Annotated in this window: 15 protein-coding genes; 11 read left to right on the top strand and 4 right to left on the bottom strand. The window is 45.7% G+C overall.

Annotated elements, in window-relative coordinates; genetic code table 11:
- Nucleotides 1–224: 224 nt before the first annotated feature.
- The 4 genes from acnA to KDM90_RS01265 all read right to left on the bottom strand — a co-directional run bounded on the left by acnA (nucleotide 225) and on the right by KDM90_RS01265 (nucleotide 5,932).
- Nucleotides 225–2,960, bottom strand: a complete 2,736-nt coding sequence (gene acnA / locus KDM90_RS01280; protein WP_212673802.1) for an aconitate hydratase AcnA — start codon at nucleotides 2,958–2,960, stop codon at nucleotides 225–227.
- A gap of 136 nt (nucleotides 2,961–3,096) precedes the next feature.
- Entirely contained in the window at nucleotides 3,097–3,609 is a 513-nt protein-coding gene (locus KDM90_RS01275) for a hypothetical protein (RefSeq protein ID WP_212673801.1), read from the bottom strand.
- A gap of 93 nt (nucleotides 3,610–3,702) precedes the next feature.
- On the bottom strand, nucleotides 3,703–4,680 hold the full coding sequence (locus KDM90_RS01270; RefSeq protein ID WP_212673800.1) for an HpcH/HpaI aldolase/citrate lyase family protein: 978 nt from the start codon (nucleotides 4,678–4,680) through the stop codon (nucleotides 3,703–3,705).
- Between the two features lie 262 nt (nucleotides 4,681–4,942).
- Nucleotides 4,943–5,932: a malate dehydrogenase gene (locus KDM90_RS01265; protein ID WP_212673799.1), complete on the bottom strand. Its 990-nt coding sequence runs from the start codon at nucleotides 5,930–5,932 to the stop codon at nucleotides 4,943–4,945.
- Between the two features lie 401 nt (nucleotides 5,933–6,333).
- Here KDM90_RS01265 and KDM90_RS01260 point away from each other — a divergent pair, with 401 nt between their 5' ends.
- The 11 genes from KDM90_RS01260 (at nucleotide 6,334) to lpdA (ending at nucleotide 18,765) form a co-directional block, all read left to right on the top strand.
- Nucleotides 6,334–7,110, top strand: coding sequence for a GntR family transcriptional regulator (locus KDM90_RS01260; RefSeq protein ID WP_230409593.1), 777 nt, complete (start codon nucleotides 6,334–6,336; stop codon nucleotides 7,108–7,110).
- A 159-nt stretch (nucleotides 7,111–7,269) separates the two neighbouring features.
- Nucleotides 7,270–7,677: a succinate dehydrogenase, cytochrome b556 subunit gene (gene sdhC / locus KDM90_RS01255; protein ID WP_212673797.1), complete on the top strand. Its 408-nt coding sequence runs from the start codon at nucleotides 7,270–7,272 to the stop codon at nucleotides 7,675–7,677.
- The gene (gene sdhD / locus KDM90_RS01250) at nucleotides 7,678–8,046 is read left to right on the top strand and encodes a succinate dehydrogenase, hydrophobic membrane anchor protein (protein ID WP_212673796.1); all 369 of its coding nucleotides are present in this window, start codon (nucleotides 7,678–7,680) and stop codon (nucleotides 8,044–8,046) included.
- A gap of 2 nt (nucleotides 8,047–8,048) precedes the next feature.
- The gene (gene sdhA, locus KDM90_RS01245) at nucleotides 8,049–9,824 is read left to right on the top strand and encodes a succinate dehydrogenase flavoprotein subunit (RefSeq protein WP_212673795.1); all 1,776 of its coding nucleotides are present in this window, start codon (nucleotides 8,049–8,051) and stop codon (nucleotides 9,822–9,824) included.
- A gap of 10 nt (nucleotides 9,825–9,834) precedes the next feature.
- On the top strand, nucleotides 9,835–10,545 hold the full coding sequence (locus KDM90_RS01240) for a succinate dehydrogenase iron-sulfur subunit (protein WP_212673794.1): 711 nt from the start codon (nucleotides 9,835–9,837) through the stop codon (nucleotides 10,543–10,545).
- A gap of 158 nt (nucleotides 10,546–10,703) precedes the next feature.
- The gene (locus KDM90_RS01235) at nucleotides 10,704–10,973 is read left to right on the top strand and encodes an FAD assembly factor SdhE (protein ID WP_212674450.1); all 270 of its coding nucleotides are present in this window, start codon (nucleotides 10,704–10,706) and stop codon (nucleotides 10,971–10,973) included.
- A 102-nt stretch (nucleotides 10,974–11,075) separates the two neighbouring features.
- On the top strand, nucleotides 11,076–12,380 hold the full coding sequence (gltA, locus tag KDM90_RS01230; RefSeq protein ID WP_212673793.1) for a citrate synthase: 1,305 nt from the start codon (nucleotides 11,076–11,078) through the stop codon (nucleotides 12,378–12,380).
- 310 nt (nucleotides 12,381–12,690) lie between these two features.
- Entirely contained in the window at nucleotides 12,691–15,546 is a 2,856-nt protein-coding gene (locus tag KDM90_RS01225) for a 2-oxoglutarate dehydrogenase E1 component (RefSeq protein WP_212673792.1), read from the top strand.
- A gap of 75 nt (nucleotides 15,547–15,621) precedes the next feature.
- The gene (gene odhB, locus KDM90_RS01220; protein WP_212673791.1) at nucleotides 15,622–16,869 is read left to right on the top strand and encodes a 2-oxoglutarate dehydrogenase complex dihydrolipoyllysine-residue succinyltransferase; all 1,248 of its coding nucleotides are present in this window, start codon (nucleotides 15,622–15,624) and stop codon (nucleotides 16,867–16,869) included.
- 25 nt (nucleotides 16,870–16,894) lie between these two features.
- The gene (locus KDM90_RS01215; protein ID WP_212673790.1) at nucleotides 16,895–17,242 is read left to right on the top strand and encodes a PspC domain-containing protein; all 348 of its coding nucleotides are present in this window, start codon (nucleotides 16,895–16,897) and stop codon (nucleotides 17,240–17,242) included.
- 95 nt (nucleotides 17,243–17,337) lie between these two features.
- Nucleotides 17,338–18,765, top strand: a complete 1,428-nt coding sequence (gene lpdA / locus KDM90_RS01210; RefSeq protein ID WP_212673789.1) for a dihydrolipoyl dehydrogenase — start codon at nucleotides 17,338–17,340, stop codon at nucleotides 18,763–18,765.
- The last annotated feature ends 121 nt before the right edge of the window (nucleotides 18,766–18,886 follow it).

Genomic DNA, 18,886 nt, shown 5'->3' with positions numbered 1-18,886 from the left:
CTTATTATTTTCGTGGCGGATTGTTCCATTAACTAACTTACTCTTAGATACTAGCACCCTAATTCAGCCTGTCTTTGTTACTTATCAAAAAACGATCAAGCTAGAAATTTACCGCGCACTCACATCTACTTTGCACTGAACCTTTACGGTCGAATCACAAAAAAAGGGACGAAACCCAAAAGCTTCGTCCCTTTTTATTCATCTAGCCGTCCTAGCGCTCTAGTTTACGCAGCCAACAACTGACGTAACACGAACGGCAAGATGCCGCCGTGTTTGTAGTAGTCAACTTCGATTGGTGTATCGATACGCAACAAAACTTTTACTTCTTGTTTGCTGCCATCTTCGCGATTGATCACCAAAGTGACTTCTTGTTGTGGCTTGATATCGTTTTCGATACCTTTCAGGTCGTAAGATTCTTTACCTGTAATGCCTAAAGAATCAACGCTGTCACTACCCAAGAATTGCAATGGCAAGACGCCCATACCAACCAAGTTAGAACGGTGGATACGTTCGAAAGATTTCGCGATAACGGCTTTGACGCCCAACAATTGCGTTCCTTTTGCAGCCCAGTCACGGGAAGAGCCTGTACCATATTCTTCGCCACCGAAGATCATGGTTGGCGTACCTTCAGCAACGTATTTCATCGCTGCGTCGTAGATTGCCATCTGTTCGCCAGTTGGCTGGAATAATGTTTCGCCGCCTTCAACACGGGAACCATCTTCTTTCGCAGGAATCATCAAGTTCTTGATACGCACGTTCGCGAACGTACCGCGCATCATGATTTCATGGTTACCACGACGTGAACCGTAAGAGTTAAAGTCCGCCTTCAATACGCCATTTTCTTTCAACCATTTACCAGCTGGGCTGGATTCTTTGATGGAGCCGGCAGGGGAGATGTGGTCAGTGGTGATGGAGTCACCGAACACGCCCAATGCGCGCGCACCAGTGATGCCCGTTGCTGCTGCCTTTGGTTCCATGGTGAAATCTGCGAAGAATGGCGGCTCAGCGATGTAAGTCGAACCTGGCCAGTTGTAGACTTCACCTTCAGCCACGCCTTTGATGTCTTCCCACAATTTACCTGGAGCACCTTTAACGTCAGCGTAGTTCTCTTTGAACGTTTTGGAATTCATCGCATGCTTCATCAACTTGTTGATCTCTGCACTTGTTGGCCAGATATCACCCAAGAAAATGTCTTTGCCTTTGACACGGCCAACAGGTTCTGTCATCAAATCTTTTGTGACATTACCAGCAATTGCGTAAGCAACGACCAATGGTGGCGATGCTAAGAAGTTAGAGCGAATGTTTGGATGAATACGTGCTTCGAAGTTACGGTTGCCTGACAATACAGCGGCAGCAACGATGTCGTTTGCCACGATCGCTTCGTTCATCGCTGGTGTCAAATCACCTGCGTTACCGATACAGGTTGTGCAGCCATAAGCGGTGACGCCGAAGCCGAGTTTTTCCAAGTAGGGCAAGAGACCTGCTGCTTCTAGGTATTTGGTGACTACGCGGGAGCCAGGAGCTAAGGAGGTTTTGATATGCGTAGGCACTTTCAAACCTGCTTCCACGGCTTTCTTCGCCAACAAACCAGCTGCCAACAAAACGCTAGGATTGGAAGTATTGGTACAAGAAGTGATTGCAGCAATCAAGACATCGCCGTTCTTCACTTTAACGCCATCCGCATTGGTGTAGACCGCGCCCAAATCTTCTGCTTTTTTGTTGAAACCATTTTCAGAAGTCGGTTTGCTGAACAAGTCGGCGAAAGTGGATTTGACATTGCCGATTTCAATACGATCTTGTGGACGTTTTGGACCAGCTAAAGACGGTGCTACTGTAGCCAAATCTAACGTCAACTCAGTGGTGTAATCGATCTCGCCTTTTTTCGGAATGCCAAACATTTTTTGTGCTTTGAAATAGCCTTCAAATGCGTCGATTTCAGCTTTAGTACGACCTGTACCTTTGAAGTAGTCGATCGTCGCTTCATCCACTGGGAAGAAGCCCATCGTTGCACCGTATTCTGGTGCCATGTTGGCGATCGTTGCGCGGTCTGTCAAAGACAAAGAACGTGTGCCTTCACCGAAGAATTCAACGAACTTACCAACCACTTTTGCTTTGCGCAGCATTTCTGTGATGGTCAATACCAAGTCGGTCGCTGTACAACCTTCGCGCAATGCGCCAGTCAAATTCACACCGACTACGTCAGGTGTCAAGAAGTAGACCGGTTGGCCGAGCATGCCGGCTTCAGCTTCGATACCGCCAACGCCCCAACCAACTACACCGATACCATTGATCATGGTGGTATGGGAATCTGTACCTACCAATGTATCTGGGTAGTACACATCATTTTTCTTTTTATCAGCCGCTTTATGGACGCCGCGCGCTAAGTATTCCAAGTTAACTTGATGCACGATACCAAAGCCTGGAGGAACTACGCCGAAAGTATCAAATGCTTGCATACCCCATTTCATGAACTGGTAACGCTCGTTGTTACGAGAGAATTCCAATTTCATGTTCAAATCTAAGGCTTTCTTTTCACGGAAATGATCGATTTGTACGGAGTGATCAACTACCAAATCCACTGGAACTAATGGTTCGATATTTTTTGGATTCTTACCTTGTTTTGCAGCGACATTACGCATCGCCGCTAAGTCAGCTAACAAAGGAACGCCAGTGAAATCTTGCAAAACGACGCGTGACACAACGAAAGGAATTTCGTCAGTGCGAGCCGCTGTTGCACCCCAGTTCGCCAATTGTTTGACGTGTTCTTCGGTCACTTTTTTGCCGTCGCAATTACGCAAGACGGATTCCAACACGATACGAATGGACACTGGTAAACGTGAAATTTTTACGCCCAGATTTTTTTCGAGTGCTGGCAAAGAAAAGAATTTACCTTTCTTGGTGTCAGTGATTTTAAAATCTTTCAGCGTTTTAAACGCGTCTTGATAGTTGGCTTGGCTCATGGCTGTTCCTTATATTCGATGATGAACAATGAAGTGAGGTGATACGAATTTAAAACGAAAAAATTAGAAAAACAAACTAAAAAATAATGTAATGAAGTTGCTGCGCTTTAGGGCATACGGTGTTTATCTTTGAGTCTTATTTAACCTGAGTCTCAGTGGTACCTAGGCTAGCAACTTTTGTGCTCTTGCATTCATTCGCAAGTTGATGGCCCCGACGAGAATCTAACAACATTCCTTTTGATGGGATATTGATCCACAACAAACCGACCTTTTGATTTTCGTAACGATGTGCTCCAGTGGAGGTTTCCACGCGTGTCAATTTATATAAACGATTTTTCCAACGCATTGCGATACTTTGATTATCTTCAGGATGTGCATACATCACAAGTGAATTGCCCAACTCGCACTTGTATTCAGTGTCATCACTTTGTTCAATGCTTGGCTCTGGCTCTATATTATCAATTTCACTTGCTTTGGCATCCGCTTTGGCGTGCTTGCTTGATTTCGCTTTGCCGGCGATGCTGGACTTCTTGGGGCTGGCAGCCCCCTCCGCAGCATTAGCTGTTACAGACGAGGCAGACAATGCAAAAACGCACAAACTCATCACTATTCTTGCGATTGTTTGTGTTGCGGGGAGTGAACGATTCATAGTGCCCTCAAAAATTCCAAAATAAACGAATTACAGTTTCTCTCAATTTCTAAATTCATTATTCAAATGAATTATCCTAATCAATTGTCCGATCTAGACCAAACATTGTGCACCTTCAGGCAGATTGACGCCACTGATACTTGCTTTCTTTAAGACAGTCCAATAATAGCGATAACTAGCTCTATCATGTAAACGACCGTGCATTTCTATCGGCCCCCATTGATTAGCTTGCGCAGCGAGCAAAATAGCACTTGCCTCATTGATTTCCGCACTGCGTGGTGCCATGGCTTTCAAGATGGGCTTAATTTGGCTTGGATGTATGCTCCACATTCGTGTGTAGGCAAACTCTTGGTTGGCACGCGTCGCGTCGCTAAGAGTCACTGACGGATCTTTAAAATCGGTAGTGACACTATGTGAGGGAACTTTGCCGTGCAAATGACATGCTGCAGAAATTTCTAATTTGGCTCGTGTTACGAGCGGATGGGTAAATTGCGCCGGTGAACGCATGGCGCTCGCAGGAATTGCGCCCCAGTGGGATGAAACAAAATCCATAATGCCAAACGACAAACATTCAACTTGCGGATTCGCTGCTAATGATTGCACTTGTGCCAGCGCAGCTTGAGTTTCAATCAAGACGTGAATGGGAATCTGAGCACGCCCCTGCGCTAATGATAGCTGGTTGATGTGGTCGATTGCCGCGTTGACTTCTTCGACAGAATTAATCTTTGGCAAAACGATATAGGCTAATTTTTTGCAGGTCGCTTCTGTCCGTAAAAGCTCCTGTAAGTCTTGCTGAAAACTCGGATGTTGGCTATGGTGGACTCGCACGCCAATACGATTAAATTGATTGTCATCAGAACCAATAAGACTGGCTAACATTTGTATGTGAGCCAATTCATTTCCAATGGCTGCACCATCTTCACAGTCGAATGTGATGTCAAAGATAGGCCCAAGATCGTTCTGTAGATTCAAGGATTTCAGCATCAATTTTTCTGATCCGGCATAGTGGTCGCATGCTGGTAAGAAAATTGGTGCGAGTTGATCTTCGAATAAAGCCTGTGATGGATGCATCTTTGGAGAAATCAATGGCGAATCGTTTAGGGAAAACAAATTGTTAGACGACGAAAATGAAATTGTGTGCCCTTGATAAACAATATCTTGAGCATAATAAAGAGCGCAAATCGACTAAAATCGTATTGTGAAAAAACTCACGCACTTTTCACGCACTTTTAGCGCCGCACTTGTAACGCTTTTCTTATTTACTTTCCACGAATTCCGTGTACGTCGATGATATAAGATACCTTCATACCATCGACGTCTTTATTACAACAAATTAGCCAACTAAGTGTTTCACGCCATCACGCTCTTCTTGCAATTCTTTGAGTGTGACATTGATACGCTCACGAGAGAATTCATCGATTTCCAAACCTTGAACAATCGTGTATTCGCCGTTTTCTGTTGTAACAGGGAAGCCAAACATCGTGCCTTCTGGGATGCCGTAGGAACCATCTGATGGGATACCCATAGTTGTCCACTTGCCGTTTGTACCCAAGACCCAATCACGTACGTGATCAATCGCCGCGTTTGCAGCAGAAGCTGCTGAAGACAAGCCACGCGCTTCAATAATGGCAGCGCCGCGTTTGCCTACTGTTGGCAAGAATACGTCTTTGTTCCATTCTTGATCGTTGATCATGTCTTTGACTGATTGACCAGCAACAGTAGCGAAACGATAATCCGCGTACATTGTTGGAGAGTGGTTACCCCAAACGCACAATTTTTCAATATCAGCCACTGCTTTGCCTGTTTTAGCCGCAACTTGTGACAATGCACGGTTGTGATCCAAGCGCAACATCGCTGTGAAGTTCTTAGATGGCAGGTTTGGCGCGGATTTCATCGCGATGTATGCATTTGTATTGGCTGGATTACCAACGACCAAGACTTTCACATTGCGTGATGCAACTGCATCTAGTGCTTTACCTTGAACTGTGAAAATTTGCGCATTCGCCTCGAGCAAATCTTTACGTTCCATGCCTGGGCCACGTGGACGTGCGCCAACCAACAAAGCAACGTCGATATCTTTGAATGCTGTCATTGGATCGCTGTGCGCAGTCATACCAGCCAACAATGGGAAGGCGCAATCGTCGATTTCCATCATCACGCCTTTCAGCGCTTTTTGAGCTTTCTCATCAGGAATCTCTAACAATTGCAAAATAACTGGCTGATCTTTGCCCAGCATGTCGCCATTGGCGATTCTGAACAAGAGGGAATAGCCGATTTGGCCAGCTGCGCCAGTGACGGCAACGCGCATAGGGGATTTAGACATGGTATTTCTCCGCAGTGGTGTAAAAATAATATTGTAATGCTTTAAACCGAGAATAAAATTGGGGTTTCAGTTTAGCTAAATTTGACTCATGTCCAGCTTAACCATGAATCTGCTGGGAATTTAGTACAAATGAATGGTCAACTGAAATAATAACGCTGAATAACAAATGCAATCGGTTAAATTTTTTATTGTGCTGATCGCTCTGAATCATTTCAACTTATATTGCAAACATTTTTGCGCTAAATCATCCTTGCGTGCGCAAGTTTATTGCGCTGTCTAGATTGTGTCAATCGATATCTTATGTCTTATATAAGACATGTTAAGTTTTTTACTTTGCACTGGACTTTGGTCATGCTTTTGTGGTGAAATTGCGAACTATGAATTCAACGGTGCCATCCATTATGCAGTCAAATGAGTCGAAAAGTTTGCCAGCTTCCGATGGGGACTCGTATTCTTCTGCCGCGCCGACATTTAGCCCTCTCTATCAACAGATCAAAGCCCTGATCACCCAAAGTTTGCAATCCGGGGAGTGGAAGCCTGGAGAGTTAATTCCAAGTGAAATGGAATTGGCTGCGCGTTTTAAAGTTAGTCAGGGTACGGTGCGTAAAGCGATTGATGAATTATCCTCTGAGAATCTTGTCGTTCGTCGACAAGGGAAGGGGACCTTTGTTGCGACACACCACGAGGCGCGATCACAATTCCGATTTCTACGTCTCGTGCCTGACAATGGTGAGCGAGTCTACCCTGAGAATAAAATTATTGAAGTAAAGCGGCTGCGTGCGCCGGCCGAAGTCGCGCGTTTGCTCGAAATGAAGGCCGGGGAATCCGTTGTCTTTTTAAAGCGTGTACAATTTTTTTCTGGTGTGCCGACTATTCTGGAGGAGCTTTGGTTGCCGGGGGCGATATTTAAAGGCTTAACCATGGAGCGACTAAATGAGTATAAAGGGCCGATGTATGCCTTGTTTGAGTCAGAGTTTGGTACTCATATGATTCGCGCACATGAGGAAATTCGGGCTGTTTGTGCTGATAAAGATGTTGGTGATTTGTTGCAAATTGAGGTGGGTGTGCCACTTTTAAATGTCGAACGAATTTCATACACCTATGGTGATCGCGCAGTGGAGTTGCGTAGGGGGTTGTACTTAACGAATGCGCATCATTATCGGAATGAGTTGAGTTGACCCGCGCCGAACCGAGGTGTTTGAACCAAGATATTTGCTTAAATCTTGATCAAATCTAAGATTAATTTTCAGAAAACCGTCAAATCTGTTGGTGCAATGCATCAAAATAGGCGAAAATTATGAAGTTGTCGTACTGAGTTATTTTGGGGGAGTTTATTTATGTCAGAAGTCGTTAAAAACAAGAAGCGTTTTGGTGTAATGCGCTTAACCGATGCGCTAGGTTATCGCTTACCCTTAGCTGGCTTTGTATCCATTTTGCATCGTATTAGTGGTGTATTGATGTTTGGTTTGTTGCCATTCGTCTTGTATTTGTTCGAGCAAAGCTTGCAATCAGAGATTTCATTTGCGATGTTGCATTATTTTGCATCTTCGATGATCGTTAAATTGGTACTGTTGGTTTTGGTTTGGGCGTACTTGCATCACTTCACTGCAGGTATTCGGCATTTGTTTATGGATTTTCACTTCGGCTTGGATAAAGAATCAGGGCGTCGTAGTGCTGTGACAGTTTTGGTATTTAGTCTTGGCTTAACCTTCGTGGTTGGCTTGAAATTATTTGGAGTGTTTTAAATGGCGAACAATAATATTGGTCCAAAACGGCTGGTGGTTGGCGCTGGTTACGGGATGAGAGATTGGCTTGCGCAGCGCGTTACAGCGATCTTAATGGCAATCTATACCGTTATTATTTTATTCTTGTTTTTGACGGGTACGCGTTTTAACTACACGTCTTGGGTTTCTGTGTTTGGTATGCAATGGTTTAAGTTGTTGACATTCACAGTGATCGTTGCACTTCTTTATCACGCTTGGGTGGGAGTTCGTGATATTTGGATGGATTATGTAACACATTCAGTAGTGTTACGTTTGATTTTACAGGTCGCTACTATTGTGTGGTTGATCGCTTGTGCTGGTTATGCAGCACAAATTTTGTGGAGAGTGTAACCGTGGCTGCGATTAAATCAGCAATTCCTTCTCGTCGCTTTGATGCGGTCATCGTTGGTGCCGGCGGTTCCGGTATGCGCGCATCCTTGCAGTTGGCAGAAGCTGGCCTGAATGTGGCTGTTCTGTCTAAAGTATTTCCAACCCGTTCTCATACGGTTGCTGCACAGGGTGGTATCGGTGCTTCCCTGGGTAATATGTCCGAAGATAACTGGTTCTGGCATATGTTTGACACGGTCAAAGGTGGCGATTATCTCGGTGATCAAGATGCAATTGAATTCATGTGCCGCGAAGCACCGAAAGTGGTTTACGAATTAGAACACTTCGGTATGCCATTTGACCGTAATGCGGATGGCACTATTTATCAGCGTCCATTCGGCGGTCATACTGCGAATTTTGGTGAAAAGCCAGTTCAGCGCGCTTGCGCTGCGGCAGATCGTACTGGTCACGCGCTGTTGCACACACTGTACCAACGTAATGTGCGTGCACGCACCCATTTCTTCGTCGAATGGATGGCGATTGATTTGATTCGCGATGCGTCTGGAGACGTGTTGGGCGTCGTTGCGCTCGAGATGGAAACGGGCGAAGTGATGATGTTGGAAGCGAAAACAACGATTTTCGCAACAGGTGGTGCAGGGCGTATTTTCGCAGCATCGACCAATGCATTTATTAATACCGGTGACGGCATGGGTATGGCAGCGCGTGCTGGCTTGCCTTTGCAAGATATGGAGTTCTGGCAATTCCACCCAACAGGCGTTTCAGGTGCGGGTGTTTTGATTACTGAAGGCGTACGCGGTGAGGGTGGTATTTTGGTGAATAGCCAAGGCGAACGCTTTATGGAGCGTTATGCGCCAACGCTCAAAGACTTGGCGCCACGTGACTTCGTTTCCCGCTCTATGGATCAGGAAATCAAAGAAGGTCGTGGCTGCGGTCCGAATAAAGATCACGTGTTGCTCGATTTGCGTCATATCGGCGCGGATACGATTCAAAAGCGTTTGCCATCGATTTTGGAAATCGGCCACAAGTTTGCTAATGTGGATGCGACTAAAGAGCCAATTCCAGTCGTTCCAACGATTCATTACCAAATGGGCGGTATTCCAACCAATATTCACGGTCAAGTCGTCACGACAAAGAATGGCGTGAATGAAGTGGTGAATGGCTTGTATGCAATCGGTGAATGCGCTTGCGTTTCCGTGCATGGTGCGAATCGTTTGGGTACAAATTCCTTGCTCGATTTGATCGTCTTCGGTCGCGCAGCAGGTAACCACGTTGTTGCAAGCAATTTGAAAGCGCGCAGCAATAAAGATTTGCCGAAAGATGCTGCAGATTTGGCAATGTCTCGCTTGGCTAAGTTGGAAAACAGCACTGGTACTGAGCGCGTACAAGACGTGGCAAATGCGATTCGTAGCACGATGCAGCAATACTGCGGTGTGTTCCGTACCGATGAATTGTTGCAAACAGGTTTGGGCAAGATTATGGAATTGGATGAGCGTCGTAAGCACGTTTCCTTCAAAGATAAGTCCAAAGTATTTAATACAGCGCGCGTAGAAGCGCTGGAATTGGATAACTTGATCGAAACCGCTAAAGCAACGATCACATCAGCAAATGCACGTAAAGAATCGCGCGGTGCTCATGCACATCGTGATTATGAAAAACGTGATGATGAAAACTGGATGAAGCACACTTTGTGGTATTCAGAGGGTAATCGCTTAGATTACAAACCAGTTGTAACTAAGCCGCTCACGGTGGAAACTTTCCAACCTAAAGCACGTACATTCTAAAGAGATCACTATGGCACGTACATTAAAATTTAAAATCTATCGCTACGATCCGGACAAGGATGCGAAGCCTTACATGCAAGACTTGACAGTCGAATTGCAAGACACCGACAAAATGTTGTTGGATGCTTTGCAACGCATTAAAGCAGACGTTGATGATTCATTGGCGTTGCGTCGTTCATGCCGTGAAGGTGTGTGCGGCTCTGATGCAATGAATATCAATGGTAAAAACGGTTTGGCGTGTACTACCAATTTGAATGAATTGACTGAGCCTATCGTTCTACGTCCATTGCCTGGCCTGCCAGTTATCCGCGATTTGATCGTCGATATGACGCAATTCTTCAAGCAATACAATTCGATCAAACCTTATTTGATTAATGACAGTATTCCGCCTGAAAAAGAACGTTTGCAATCGCCAACAGAACGTGAAGAATTGGATGGCTTGTACGAATGTATTTTGTGTGCATGCTGCTCAACTTCATGTCCTTCATTCTGGTGGAATCCAGACAAATTTGTTGGTCCAGCAGGTTTGTTGCAAGCATACCGATTTATCGCGGATTCACGCGATCAGGCTACTGGTGAGCGCTTAGATAACTTGGAAGATCCATATCGTTTATTCCGCTGTCATACGATTATGAATTGCGTTGATGTCTGCCCTAAAGGTTTGAACCCAACAAGAGCAATCGGTAAGATTAAGGAATTGATGGTTCGTCGCGCAGTGTAATGACACTCAACGTTTATTTCTCGTCGTTGCAATGTGATGTTAGGCGAGAATGAATGAACGTATTAGCGCTTCCTGAGTCAGAGTCTTCGGTTTAATGCAGAAGATTGGATAGAAGGCTCTGACCAGTTTAAGAGATAGGAAAAATCATGTCGGGTGTGATGTCTGGTTTGCATCAAAGCGATCCAGTGAATCGAGCAAGATTGCGTTGGCGTGCGCGCCGTGGCTTGTTGGAAAATGATTTGATACTCACGCGCTTTTTGGATGCGCATGAAGAAACTATGTCAGATGAAGAGGTCGACGCTTTTAGTCGCCTGATGGACATCTCTGACAATGCATTAATGGATTTGTTGATGGGGAAAAAAGAGCCGGAAGATCAGCTCGATTTGCCTCATGTGAAAGCACTGTTGACGCGTTTGCGCGCAGCATAGGATTGTATGTGGAACGCGAATGGACGCACTTTAATTCGCTCGGTTTTCTCTCATTTTTTTCTCACTTTTTATTAACGACTCACCTGCAACGAAGGAAGAGCCATGACCAACTCTGAAACAAAAGCAACGCTATCATTTTCTGATGGCTCCCCATCGATTGAAATGCCAATTTACAAGGGTTCGATCGGACCTGACGTGATCGACATTCGTAAACTGTACGGTGCCACTGGCAAGTTTACTTATGACCCAGGCTTCATGTCGACTGCGGCATGTAATTCCTCCATCACCTACATCGATGGTGATAAAGGTGAATTGTTGTATCGCGGCTATCCAATTGAACAATTGGCGCAAAACGGTGGTGATTTCTTAGAATCTTGCTACTTGTTGTTAAATGGTGAATTGCCTAATGCTGAGCAGAAGCAAAAATTCGTCGATACAGTGACCAAGCACACGATGGTGCACGAACAGATGCAATTTTTCTTCCGTGGCTTCCGTCGTGATGCGCATCCTATGTCCGTATTGGTTGGTACCGTTGGTGCGTTAGCTTCGTTCTATCACGATTCTTTGGATATCAATGACGCACACCACCGCGAAGTATCGGCAATTCGTTTGATCGCGAAAATGCCAACTTTGGTTGCTATGGCCTACAAATATTCTATCGGCCAACCATTCGTTTATCCACGCAATGATTTGTCGTATAGCGCGAACTTCATGTACATGATGTTCTCGAATCCTTGCGAGCCATACAAGGTCAATGAAGTGTTGGTCCGTGCCTTAGATCGTATTTTGATTTTGCATGCAGATCATGAACAAAATGCATCGACATCAACTGTACGTTTGGCAGGTTCTTCCGGTGCGAATCCATTTGCATGTATCGCGGCTGGTATCGCTTGCTTATGGGGTCCGGCTCATGGTGGCGCGAATGAAGCGGCATTGAGCATGTTGGAAGAAATCGGTTCTGTCGACAACATTCCTCGTTTCATCGAGCAAGTCAAAGATAAAAACTCTGGCGTGAAGTTGATGGGCTTTGGTCATCGTGTGTATAAAAACTACGATCCACGCGCAAAATTAATGCGCGAAACATGCTACGAAGTCTTGAATGAATTAGGCTTGCAAGACGATCCGTTGTTTAAATTAGCTATGGCGTTGGAAAAAATTGCGTTGGAAGATGAATACTTCGTATCACGTAAGTTGTATCCAAACGTTGATTTCTATTCCGGCATCGTGCAACGTGCACTAGGTATTCCGACTGCATTGTTCACGGGTATTTTTGCCTTGGCGCGTACAGTAGGTTGGGTCGCACAATGGAAGGAAATGATTTCTGATCCAGAGCAAAAAATTGGTCGACCACGTCAATTGTTCGTTGGCTCTCCAAAACGTGATGTGCCAGCAATCGATAAGCGTTAAGCAAAATTAATTAGATTAAATAATAATTATTATTTAAGAGATTAAATATATTTTATAAAAGCGAGTAGAAAATGCTCGCTTTTTTTATGGCGAAATATGTTATTCTCGCGTTTGATGTTGAAAATCAAGATTCTTCCTTTTGTTTGAAGTGGTATTTCCTGAAGTGCCGTGTCAAATCTCCGGTTGAAAATAGAATTTCGAATGAGTCCTTCCCCACAACTTGATGTGCAATCCGCTAACCGGTCAGGCCGTGTCGCGGAAGGTTAGATTAACCCGCTAATCTCGCGAAGCGCGAAGAAAGGTGAGCAATATGATGCAACAACAAAACGCTAACTCGTATCTGTTCGGCGGCAATGCGCCGTATGTTGAAGAACTGTATGAGTCGTATCTCAACAATCCTGGCTCCGTTCCGGACAATTGGCGTGCGTATTTCGACGCCATGCAACACGTTCCCGCAGTTGATGGTTCTGCCAAACCCGATGTGGCTCACGCGCCAGTCATCGCCTCATTTGCCGAACGTGCAAAACAAGGTCCAATTCGTACCGTAAGTGCTGCTGGTGATGCTGAAATGGGACGCAAACGTGTCGCCGCTCAGCAATTAATCGCCGCTTACCGTTTCTTGGGTAGCCGTTGGGCAAACCTCGATCCTTTGCAACGTCAAGAACGTCCACCACTTCCAGAGTTAGAGCCAAGTTTTTACGGCTTTACTGACGCGGATATGGATACGCAGTTCAATATCAGCAATACGTATTTTGGGACAGAGACCGCCTCTTTACGCGACCTGCTCAATTCCTTGCGTGATACTTACTGTCGTTCTATCGGCGCCGAATTTATGTACATCGGTGATCCAGCCGAAAAGCGCTGGATGCAAGAAAAATTAGAATCAATCCGCTCCACACCAAACTTCACAGCCGAAAAGAAAAAACATATTCTGGAACGCTTGACGGCAGCAGAGGGCTTGGAACGTTATTTACATACACGTTATGTTGGTCAAAAACGCTTCTCTTTAGAGGGCGGCGAAAGTTTTATCGCTTCCATTGATGAAACGATTCAACGCGCAGGTGAGCGCGGTGTGGAAGAAATCGTGATCGGTATGGCGCATCGCGGTCGTTTGAACGTGTTGGTCAATACTTTGGGCAAAATGCCGCAAGATTTGTTTGCTGAATTTGAAGGTAAACATGGTGATGACTTACCTGCCGGTGACGTGAAATACCATCAAGGTTTTTCCTCTGATGTGTCAACCCCAGGCGGTCCAGTTCATTTGTCATTAGCATTCAATCCGTCTCACTTGGAAATCGTCAATCCTGTGGTTGAAGGTTCCGTGAAAGCACGTATGGAACGTCGTGGCGATAAAGATGGCGCGCAAGTGTTGCCTATCTTGGTACACGGTGATGCTGCGTTCGCAGGTCAAGGCGTCGTGATGGAAACCTTGAATCTGGCGCAAACACGCGGCTACGGTACTGGTGGTACCGTGCATATCGTCATCAATAATCAAATTGGTTTCACGACATCTGATCCACGTGATGCACGTTCGACTTTGTATTGCTCAGACGTTGTTAAGATGATCGAAGCGCCAGTCTTGCACGTGAATGCAGATGATCCTGAAGCCGTGGTCTTGGCAACGCAAATTGCGCTTGATTATCGTATGGTTTTCAAGAAAGACGTTGTGGTCGATATTATCTGCTACCGTAAATTGGGTCATAACGAACAAGATACACCAGCATTGACACAGCCTTTGATGTACAAAAAGATTGCACAACATCCTGGCACACGTAAGATGTATGCCGATAAGTTGGCAGCGCAAGGCACCATCGGAGCAGCAGCTGGTGATGATATGGTGAAAGCTTTCCGTGATGCGATGGATGCAGGTAAGCATACAGTTGATCCGGTTATTTCCAACTTCAAGAATAAATTTGCAGTTGATTGGATTCCATTCCTGAACAAAAAATGGACTGATGCGGCAGATACTGCGGTTCCAGCTACTGAACTGAAACGTTTGGCAGAACGCATCACGACTATCCCAGCTGACTTTAAACCACACAGCTTGGTTGAAAAAGTGTTGGCAGATCGCGCAGCAATGGGCCGTGGCGAGATGAATCTTGATTGGGGTATGGGCGAACATTTGGCCTTTGCTTCTTTGGTGTCTTCAGGTTACGCGATTCGTTTAACTGGTCAAGATGCAGGTCGCGGTACTTTCGTTCATCGCCATGCAGTGTTGCATGACCAGAAACGTGAGCGTTGGGACGCTGGTACTTATATCCCCTTGCAAAACATTTCTGATAAACAAGCACCATTCACTGTGATTGACTCTGTCTTGTCAGAAGAGGCGGTATTGGCGTTTGAATATGGTTATTCCAGTGCAGAGCCAAATACCTTGACCATCTGGGAAGCGCAATTCGGTGACTTCGCGAATGGCGCGCAAGTCGTTATCGATCAATTCATTAGCTCCGGCGAAGTGAAGTGGGGTCGTGCTTGCGGTCTCGTGATGATGCTGCCACATGGCTATGAAGGTCAGGGTCCAGAACATTCTTCTGCTCGTCCAGAACGTTTCTTGCAATTGTGTGCAGACAATAATATGCAAGTCGTTCAACCAACGACAGCATCACAGATTTTCCATTTGTTGCGTCGTCAAATGATCCGTCAATTCCGTAAGCCTTTGGTCATCATGACACCAAAGTCTTTGTTGCGTAATAAGGATGCAGGTTCTCCATTGTCAGAATTGGCAAAAGGTAGTTTCCATACGGTGATTGGTGAAGTGGATGAGTCTATCGATGCGAAGAAAGTCAAACGCGTGATCGCTTGTTCCGGCAAGGTTTACTATGATTTGGTCAACGCACGTAAAGAGCGCGCTCAAACTGATACTGCGATTATTCGTGTGGAACAACTCTACCCATTCCCACATAAGAGTTTTGTCGCGGAATTGAAGAAATTCCCGAACATGGTGGAATTGGTTTGGGCACAAGATGAACCACAAAATCAAGGCCCATGGTTCCAAATTCAACACAATATCTTTGAAAGTTTGGATGAAGGTCAGAAGCTTGCTTACGCAGGTCGTCCTGCGAGTGCATCGCCAGCAGTCGGTTACTACGACAAGCACTATGCGCAACAAAAAGCATTGCTTGATGCAGCCTTTTCAAAACTCAAGGGCTATATCTTGACCAAATAATCCTAGGCGGCACTGCCAATAATAAAGAAAGCGCAGTGCCGAATTAGACATAGACATCCTACACGGAGAATAAACATGGCAATTATCGAAGTAAAAGTTCCTCAGTTATCTGAATCTGTCGCTGAAGCGACTTTGCTCTCTTGGCATAAAAAAGTCGGTGAAGCAGTTAGCCGCGACGAAAATTTAGTTGACGTTGAAACGGACAAAGTGGTGCTGGAATTACCGGCGCCAGGCGCAGGCGTAATCACACAAATTATCAAAGGTGATGGCAGTACAGTCGTTGCTGGTGAAGTGATTGCGATGTTGGATACGGAAGCAAGTGCTGGTGCATCCGCTCCTGCTGCTGCCGCTCCAGTCGCAGTCGCAGCAGCCCCAGTCGCTGCTGCTAGCGCAAGTTCCGCTGCGGGTATCGCAATGCCTGCTGCTGCAAAAATTTTGGCAGAAAACAATTTGTCTGCCGGTGCGGTTGATGGTACGGGTAAAGATGGTCGCGTAACAAAAGGTGATGCATTGGCTGCGGTTGCAGGTAAAGCGGCGCCAGCGGTTGCGCCTTTGGCCGCTCCCGTAGCAGCGAAACCAGCTTTGCAACAAGTTGCAGCGCCAGCGGTTGCTAATCTTGGCGATCGTCCAGAAGAACGCGTTCCTATGAGCCGTTTGCGTGCACGTATTGCAGAGCGTTTGGTGCAATCACAGTCAACAAATGCGATTTTGACGACATTTAATGAAGTCAATATGGCGCCAGTCATGGACTTGCGTAACAAGTACAAAGACAAGTTTGAAAAAGAACACGGCGTGAAATTGGGCTTTATGTCTTTCTTCGTTAAAGCAGCAGTTGCCGCTTTGAAGAAATATCCAATTTTGAACGCGTCGGTTGATGGCAATGACATCGTGTACCACGGCTACTTTGATATTGGTATCGCAGTAGGTTCACCACGCGGTTTGGTGGTACCAATTTTGCGTAATGCAGATCAAATGACGATTGCTGAAATTGAAAAGAAAATCGGTGAATTCGGAGCTAAAGCAAAAGACGGTAAATTGACTTTGGACGATTTGACTGGCGGTACTTTCTCTATCTCCAACGGTGGTACTTTCGGCTCCATGTTATCGACACCGATCATCAATCCACCACAATCCGCTATCTTGGGCGTGCATGCGACGAAAGATCGCGCTGTGGTTGAAAACGGTCAAATCGTTGTTCGTCCTATGAACTACTTAGCAATGTCTTACGATCACCGTATCATCGACGGTCGTGAAGCGGTTCTTGGTTTGGTCGCGATGAAAGAAGCACTGGAAGATCCAGCGCGCTTGTTGTTAGACCTCTAATCTCTCGATAAAGAGCCCGCACCCTATGAATATTGCTGACGAAATTGATCGTCTGCACAAACTGCATCAGTCGGGCGCACTGACTGATGCTGAGTTTGCACAGGCCAAAGAAAAATTATTAGCTGGATTGAATGCGGGTAATACCGGAAATTCGGCTAGCAATTCAAATGCGGAAAATCCATTCGCGCAGTTGAATGATTTACGCCGTTCAAAAACAGACCAATGGATAGGTGGCGTTTGCGGCGGCCTCGGTAAATTCACTGGCATGCAGTCATGGATTTGGCGTTTGGTTTTTGTGATCTTCGTTGCCTGCTTTGGTTTCGGCATTATTTTCTATTTGCTGGCGTGGATCTTTATTCCAGAAGAAGACTAAGTTCGTTTTAATGAGCGCAGAAGTTTTGTTAGATAAAAACAGACTGCGCTCATTCCCCATTATTTATTGAAAAGTAAACCTGACAAGGTAAGACTATGAGCAAACAATTTGATGTCGTCGTTATCGGCGGCGGTCCTGGTGGTTATATCGCTGCGATTCGCGCGGCACAATTAGGTTTTTCAACAGCTTGTATCGACGCGTGGACTAACGACAAAGGTGGTCCTGCACCAGGCGGTACCTGTACTAATGTCGGCTGCATTCCGTCAAAAGCATTGTTGCAATCTTCAGAGCACTATGAACACGCTGGTCACGCTTTTGCCGATCACGGTATCAGTGTGAGTGGCTTGGAGTTAGATGTAGCGAAAATGCTGAAACGTAAAGACACCATCGTGAAGCAAAACAATGACGGGATCGTCTACTTATTCAAAAAGAATAAAGTGACATTCTTCCACGGTCATGGCTCGTTTGTGAAAGCTGCTGATGGCGCTTATGAAATCAAAGTGGCGGGCAAGGCGGAAGAGACGATTACGGGTAAACACGTTATCGTTGCAACAGGTTCGAATGCACGTTCTTTACCAGGTGCAGCGTTTGATGAAGAATTGATTTTGTCGAATGACGGTGCATTGAAAATCTCAGCAGTACCGAAAAAATTGGGTGTGATCGGTGCCGGCGTAATTGGTTTGGAAATGGGTAGCGTTTGGCGTCGATGCGGTGCTGAAGTCACCGTGCTCGAAGCATTGCCAACATTCTTGGGCGCGGTCGACGAGCAAATCGCGAAAGAAGCGCACAAATTGTTCGTCAAACAAGGATTGTCTATTAATCTTGGTGTCAAGATCGGCGAAATCGTTAAAGGTGCAAATGATGTCACAGTCAATTACACCGATGATAAAGGCACAGAGCACAAGGCCGTATTCGACAAACTAATCATTTCGATTGGTCGTACGCCGAACACCAATGGTTTGAATGCAGAAGCAGTTGGCTTGGCTTTGGATGAACGTGGTTTCATCGCTGTCGATGGTGATTGCAAAACGAATTTGGCAAATGTATGGGCGGTGGGTGACGTTGTTCGCGGACCTATGCTCGCACACAAAGCGGAAGAAGAGGGCGTTGCCGTCGCGGAACGTATCGCTGGTCAACATGGTCACGTCAATTTCAATACGATTCCTTGGGTCATCTACACTTCACCAGAAATCGCATGGGTTGGCCGCACAGAGCAGCAATTGAAAGCGGATGGTGTTGCTTACAAAGCAGGTACATTCCCGTTCATGGCGAATGGTCGTGCACGCGCATTAGGTGATACCTCTGGTATGGTGAAATTCTTGGCTGATGCAACGACAGATGAAATCTTGGGCGTTCATATTGTTGGCCCTATGGCATCTGAATTGATTTCTGAAGCCGTTGTGGCAATGGAATTCCGTGCTTCTTCCGAAGATATCGCACGTATTTGCCATGCACACCCATCTTTGTCCGAAGCGACGAAAGAAGCTGCGTTAGCAGTTGATAAGCGCTCTTTGAACTTCTGATAATTTGTTTTAATTTTTTCTAATTCCTTAGAAAAAAGTTCAGCCGCAGAGGCGCAGCATACGTCGAGAAAATTAATTGATTTCTCGGCGTGCGCTGCGCCTCTGCGGTTTGTGTAATTCC

The organism is Affinundibacterium fentianense (genome assembly GCF_018139545.1).
In the GTDB taxonomy this organism is placed as follows: domain Bacteria; phylum Pseudomonadota; class Gammaproteobacteria; order Burkholderiales; family Burkholderiaceae_D; genus Undibacterium; species Undibacterium fentianense.
This window is presented reverse-complemented; position numbering and strand designations above follow the sequence as displayed.

What these genes read in the sequence shown, in the direction of transcription:
- acnA (WP_212673802.1), bottom strand. Translation starts at nt 2,960, where the DNA reads ATGAGCCAAGCCAACTATCAAGACGCGTTTAAAACGCTGAAAGATTTT.
- KDM90_RS01275 (WP_212673801.1), bottom strand. Translation starts at nt 3,609, where the DNA reads ATGAATCGTTCACTCCCCGCAACACAAACAATCGCAAGAATAGTGATG.
- KDM90_RS01270 (WP_212673800.1), bottom strand. Translation starts at nt 4,680, where the DNA reads ATGCATCCATCACAGGCTTTATTCGAAGATCAACTCGCACCAATTTTC.
- KDM90_RS01265 (WP_212673799.1), bottom strand. Translation starts at nt 5,932, where the DNA reads ATGTCTAAATCCCCTATGCGCGTTGCCGTCACTGGCGCAGCTGGCCAA.
- KDM90_RS01260 (WP_230409593.1), top strand. Translation starts at nt 6,334, where the DNA reads ATGCAGTCAAATGAGTCGAAAAGTTTGCCAGCTTCCGATGGGGACTCG.
- sdhC (WP_212673797.1), top strand. Translation starts at nt 7,270, where the DNA reads ATGTCAGAAGTCGTTAAAAACAAGAAGCGTTTTGGTGTAATGCGCTTA.
- sdhD (WP_212673796.1), top strand. Translation starts at nt 7,678, where the DNA reads ATGGCGAACAATAATATTGGTCCAAAACGGCTGGTGGTTGGCGCTGGT.
- KDM90_RS01240 (WP_212673794.1), top strand. Translation starts at nt 9,835, where the DNA reads ATGGCACGTACATTAAAATTTAAAATCTATCGCTACGATCCGGACAAG.
- KDM90_RS01235 (WP_212674450.1), top strand. Translation starts at nt 10,704, where the DNA reads ATGTCTGGTTTGCATCAAAGCGATCCAGTGAATCGAGCAAGATTGCGT.
- gltA (WP_212673793.1), top strand. Translation starts at nt 11,076, where the DNA reads ATGACCAACTCTGAAACAAAAGCAACGCTATCATTTTCTGATGGCTCC.
- KDM90_RS01225 (WP_212673792.1), top strand. Translation starts at nt 12,691, where the DNA reads ATGATGCAACAACAAAACGCTAACTCGTATCTGTTCGGCGGCAATGCG.
- odhB (WP_212673791.1), top strand. Translation starts at nt 15,622, where the DNA reads ATGGCAATTATCGAAGTAAAAGTTCCTCAGTTATCTGAATCTGTCGCT.
- KDM90_RS01215 (WP_212673790.1), top strand. Translation starts at nt 16,895, where the DNA reads ATGAATATTGCTGACGAAATTGATCGTCTGCACAAACTGCATCAGTCG.
- lpdA (WP_212673789.1), top strand. Translation starts at nt 17,338, where the DNA reads ATGAGCAAACAATTTGATGTCGTCGTTATCGGCGGCGGTCCTGGTGGT.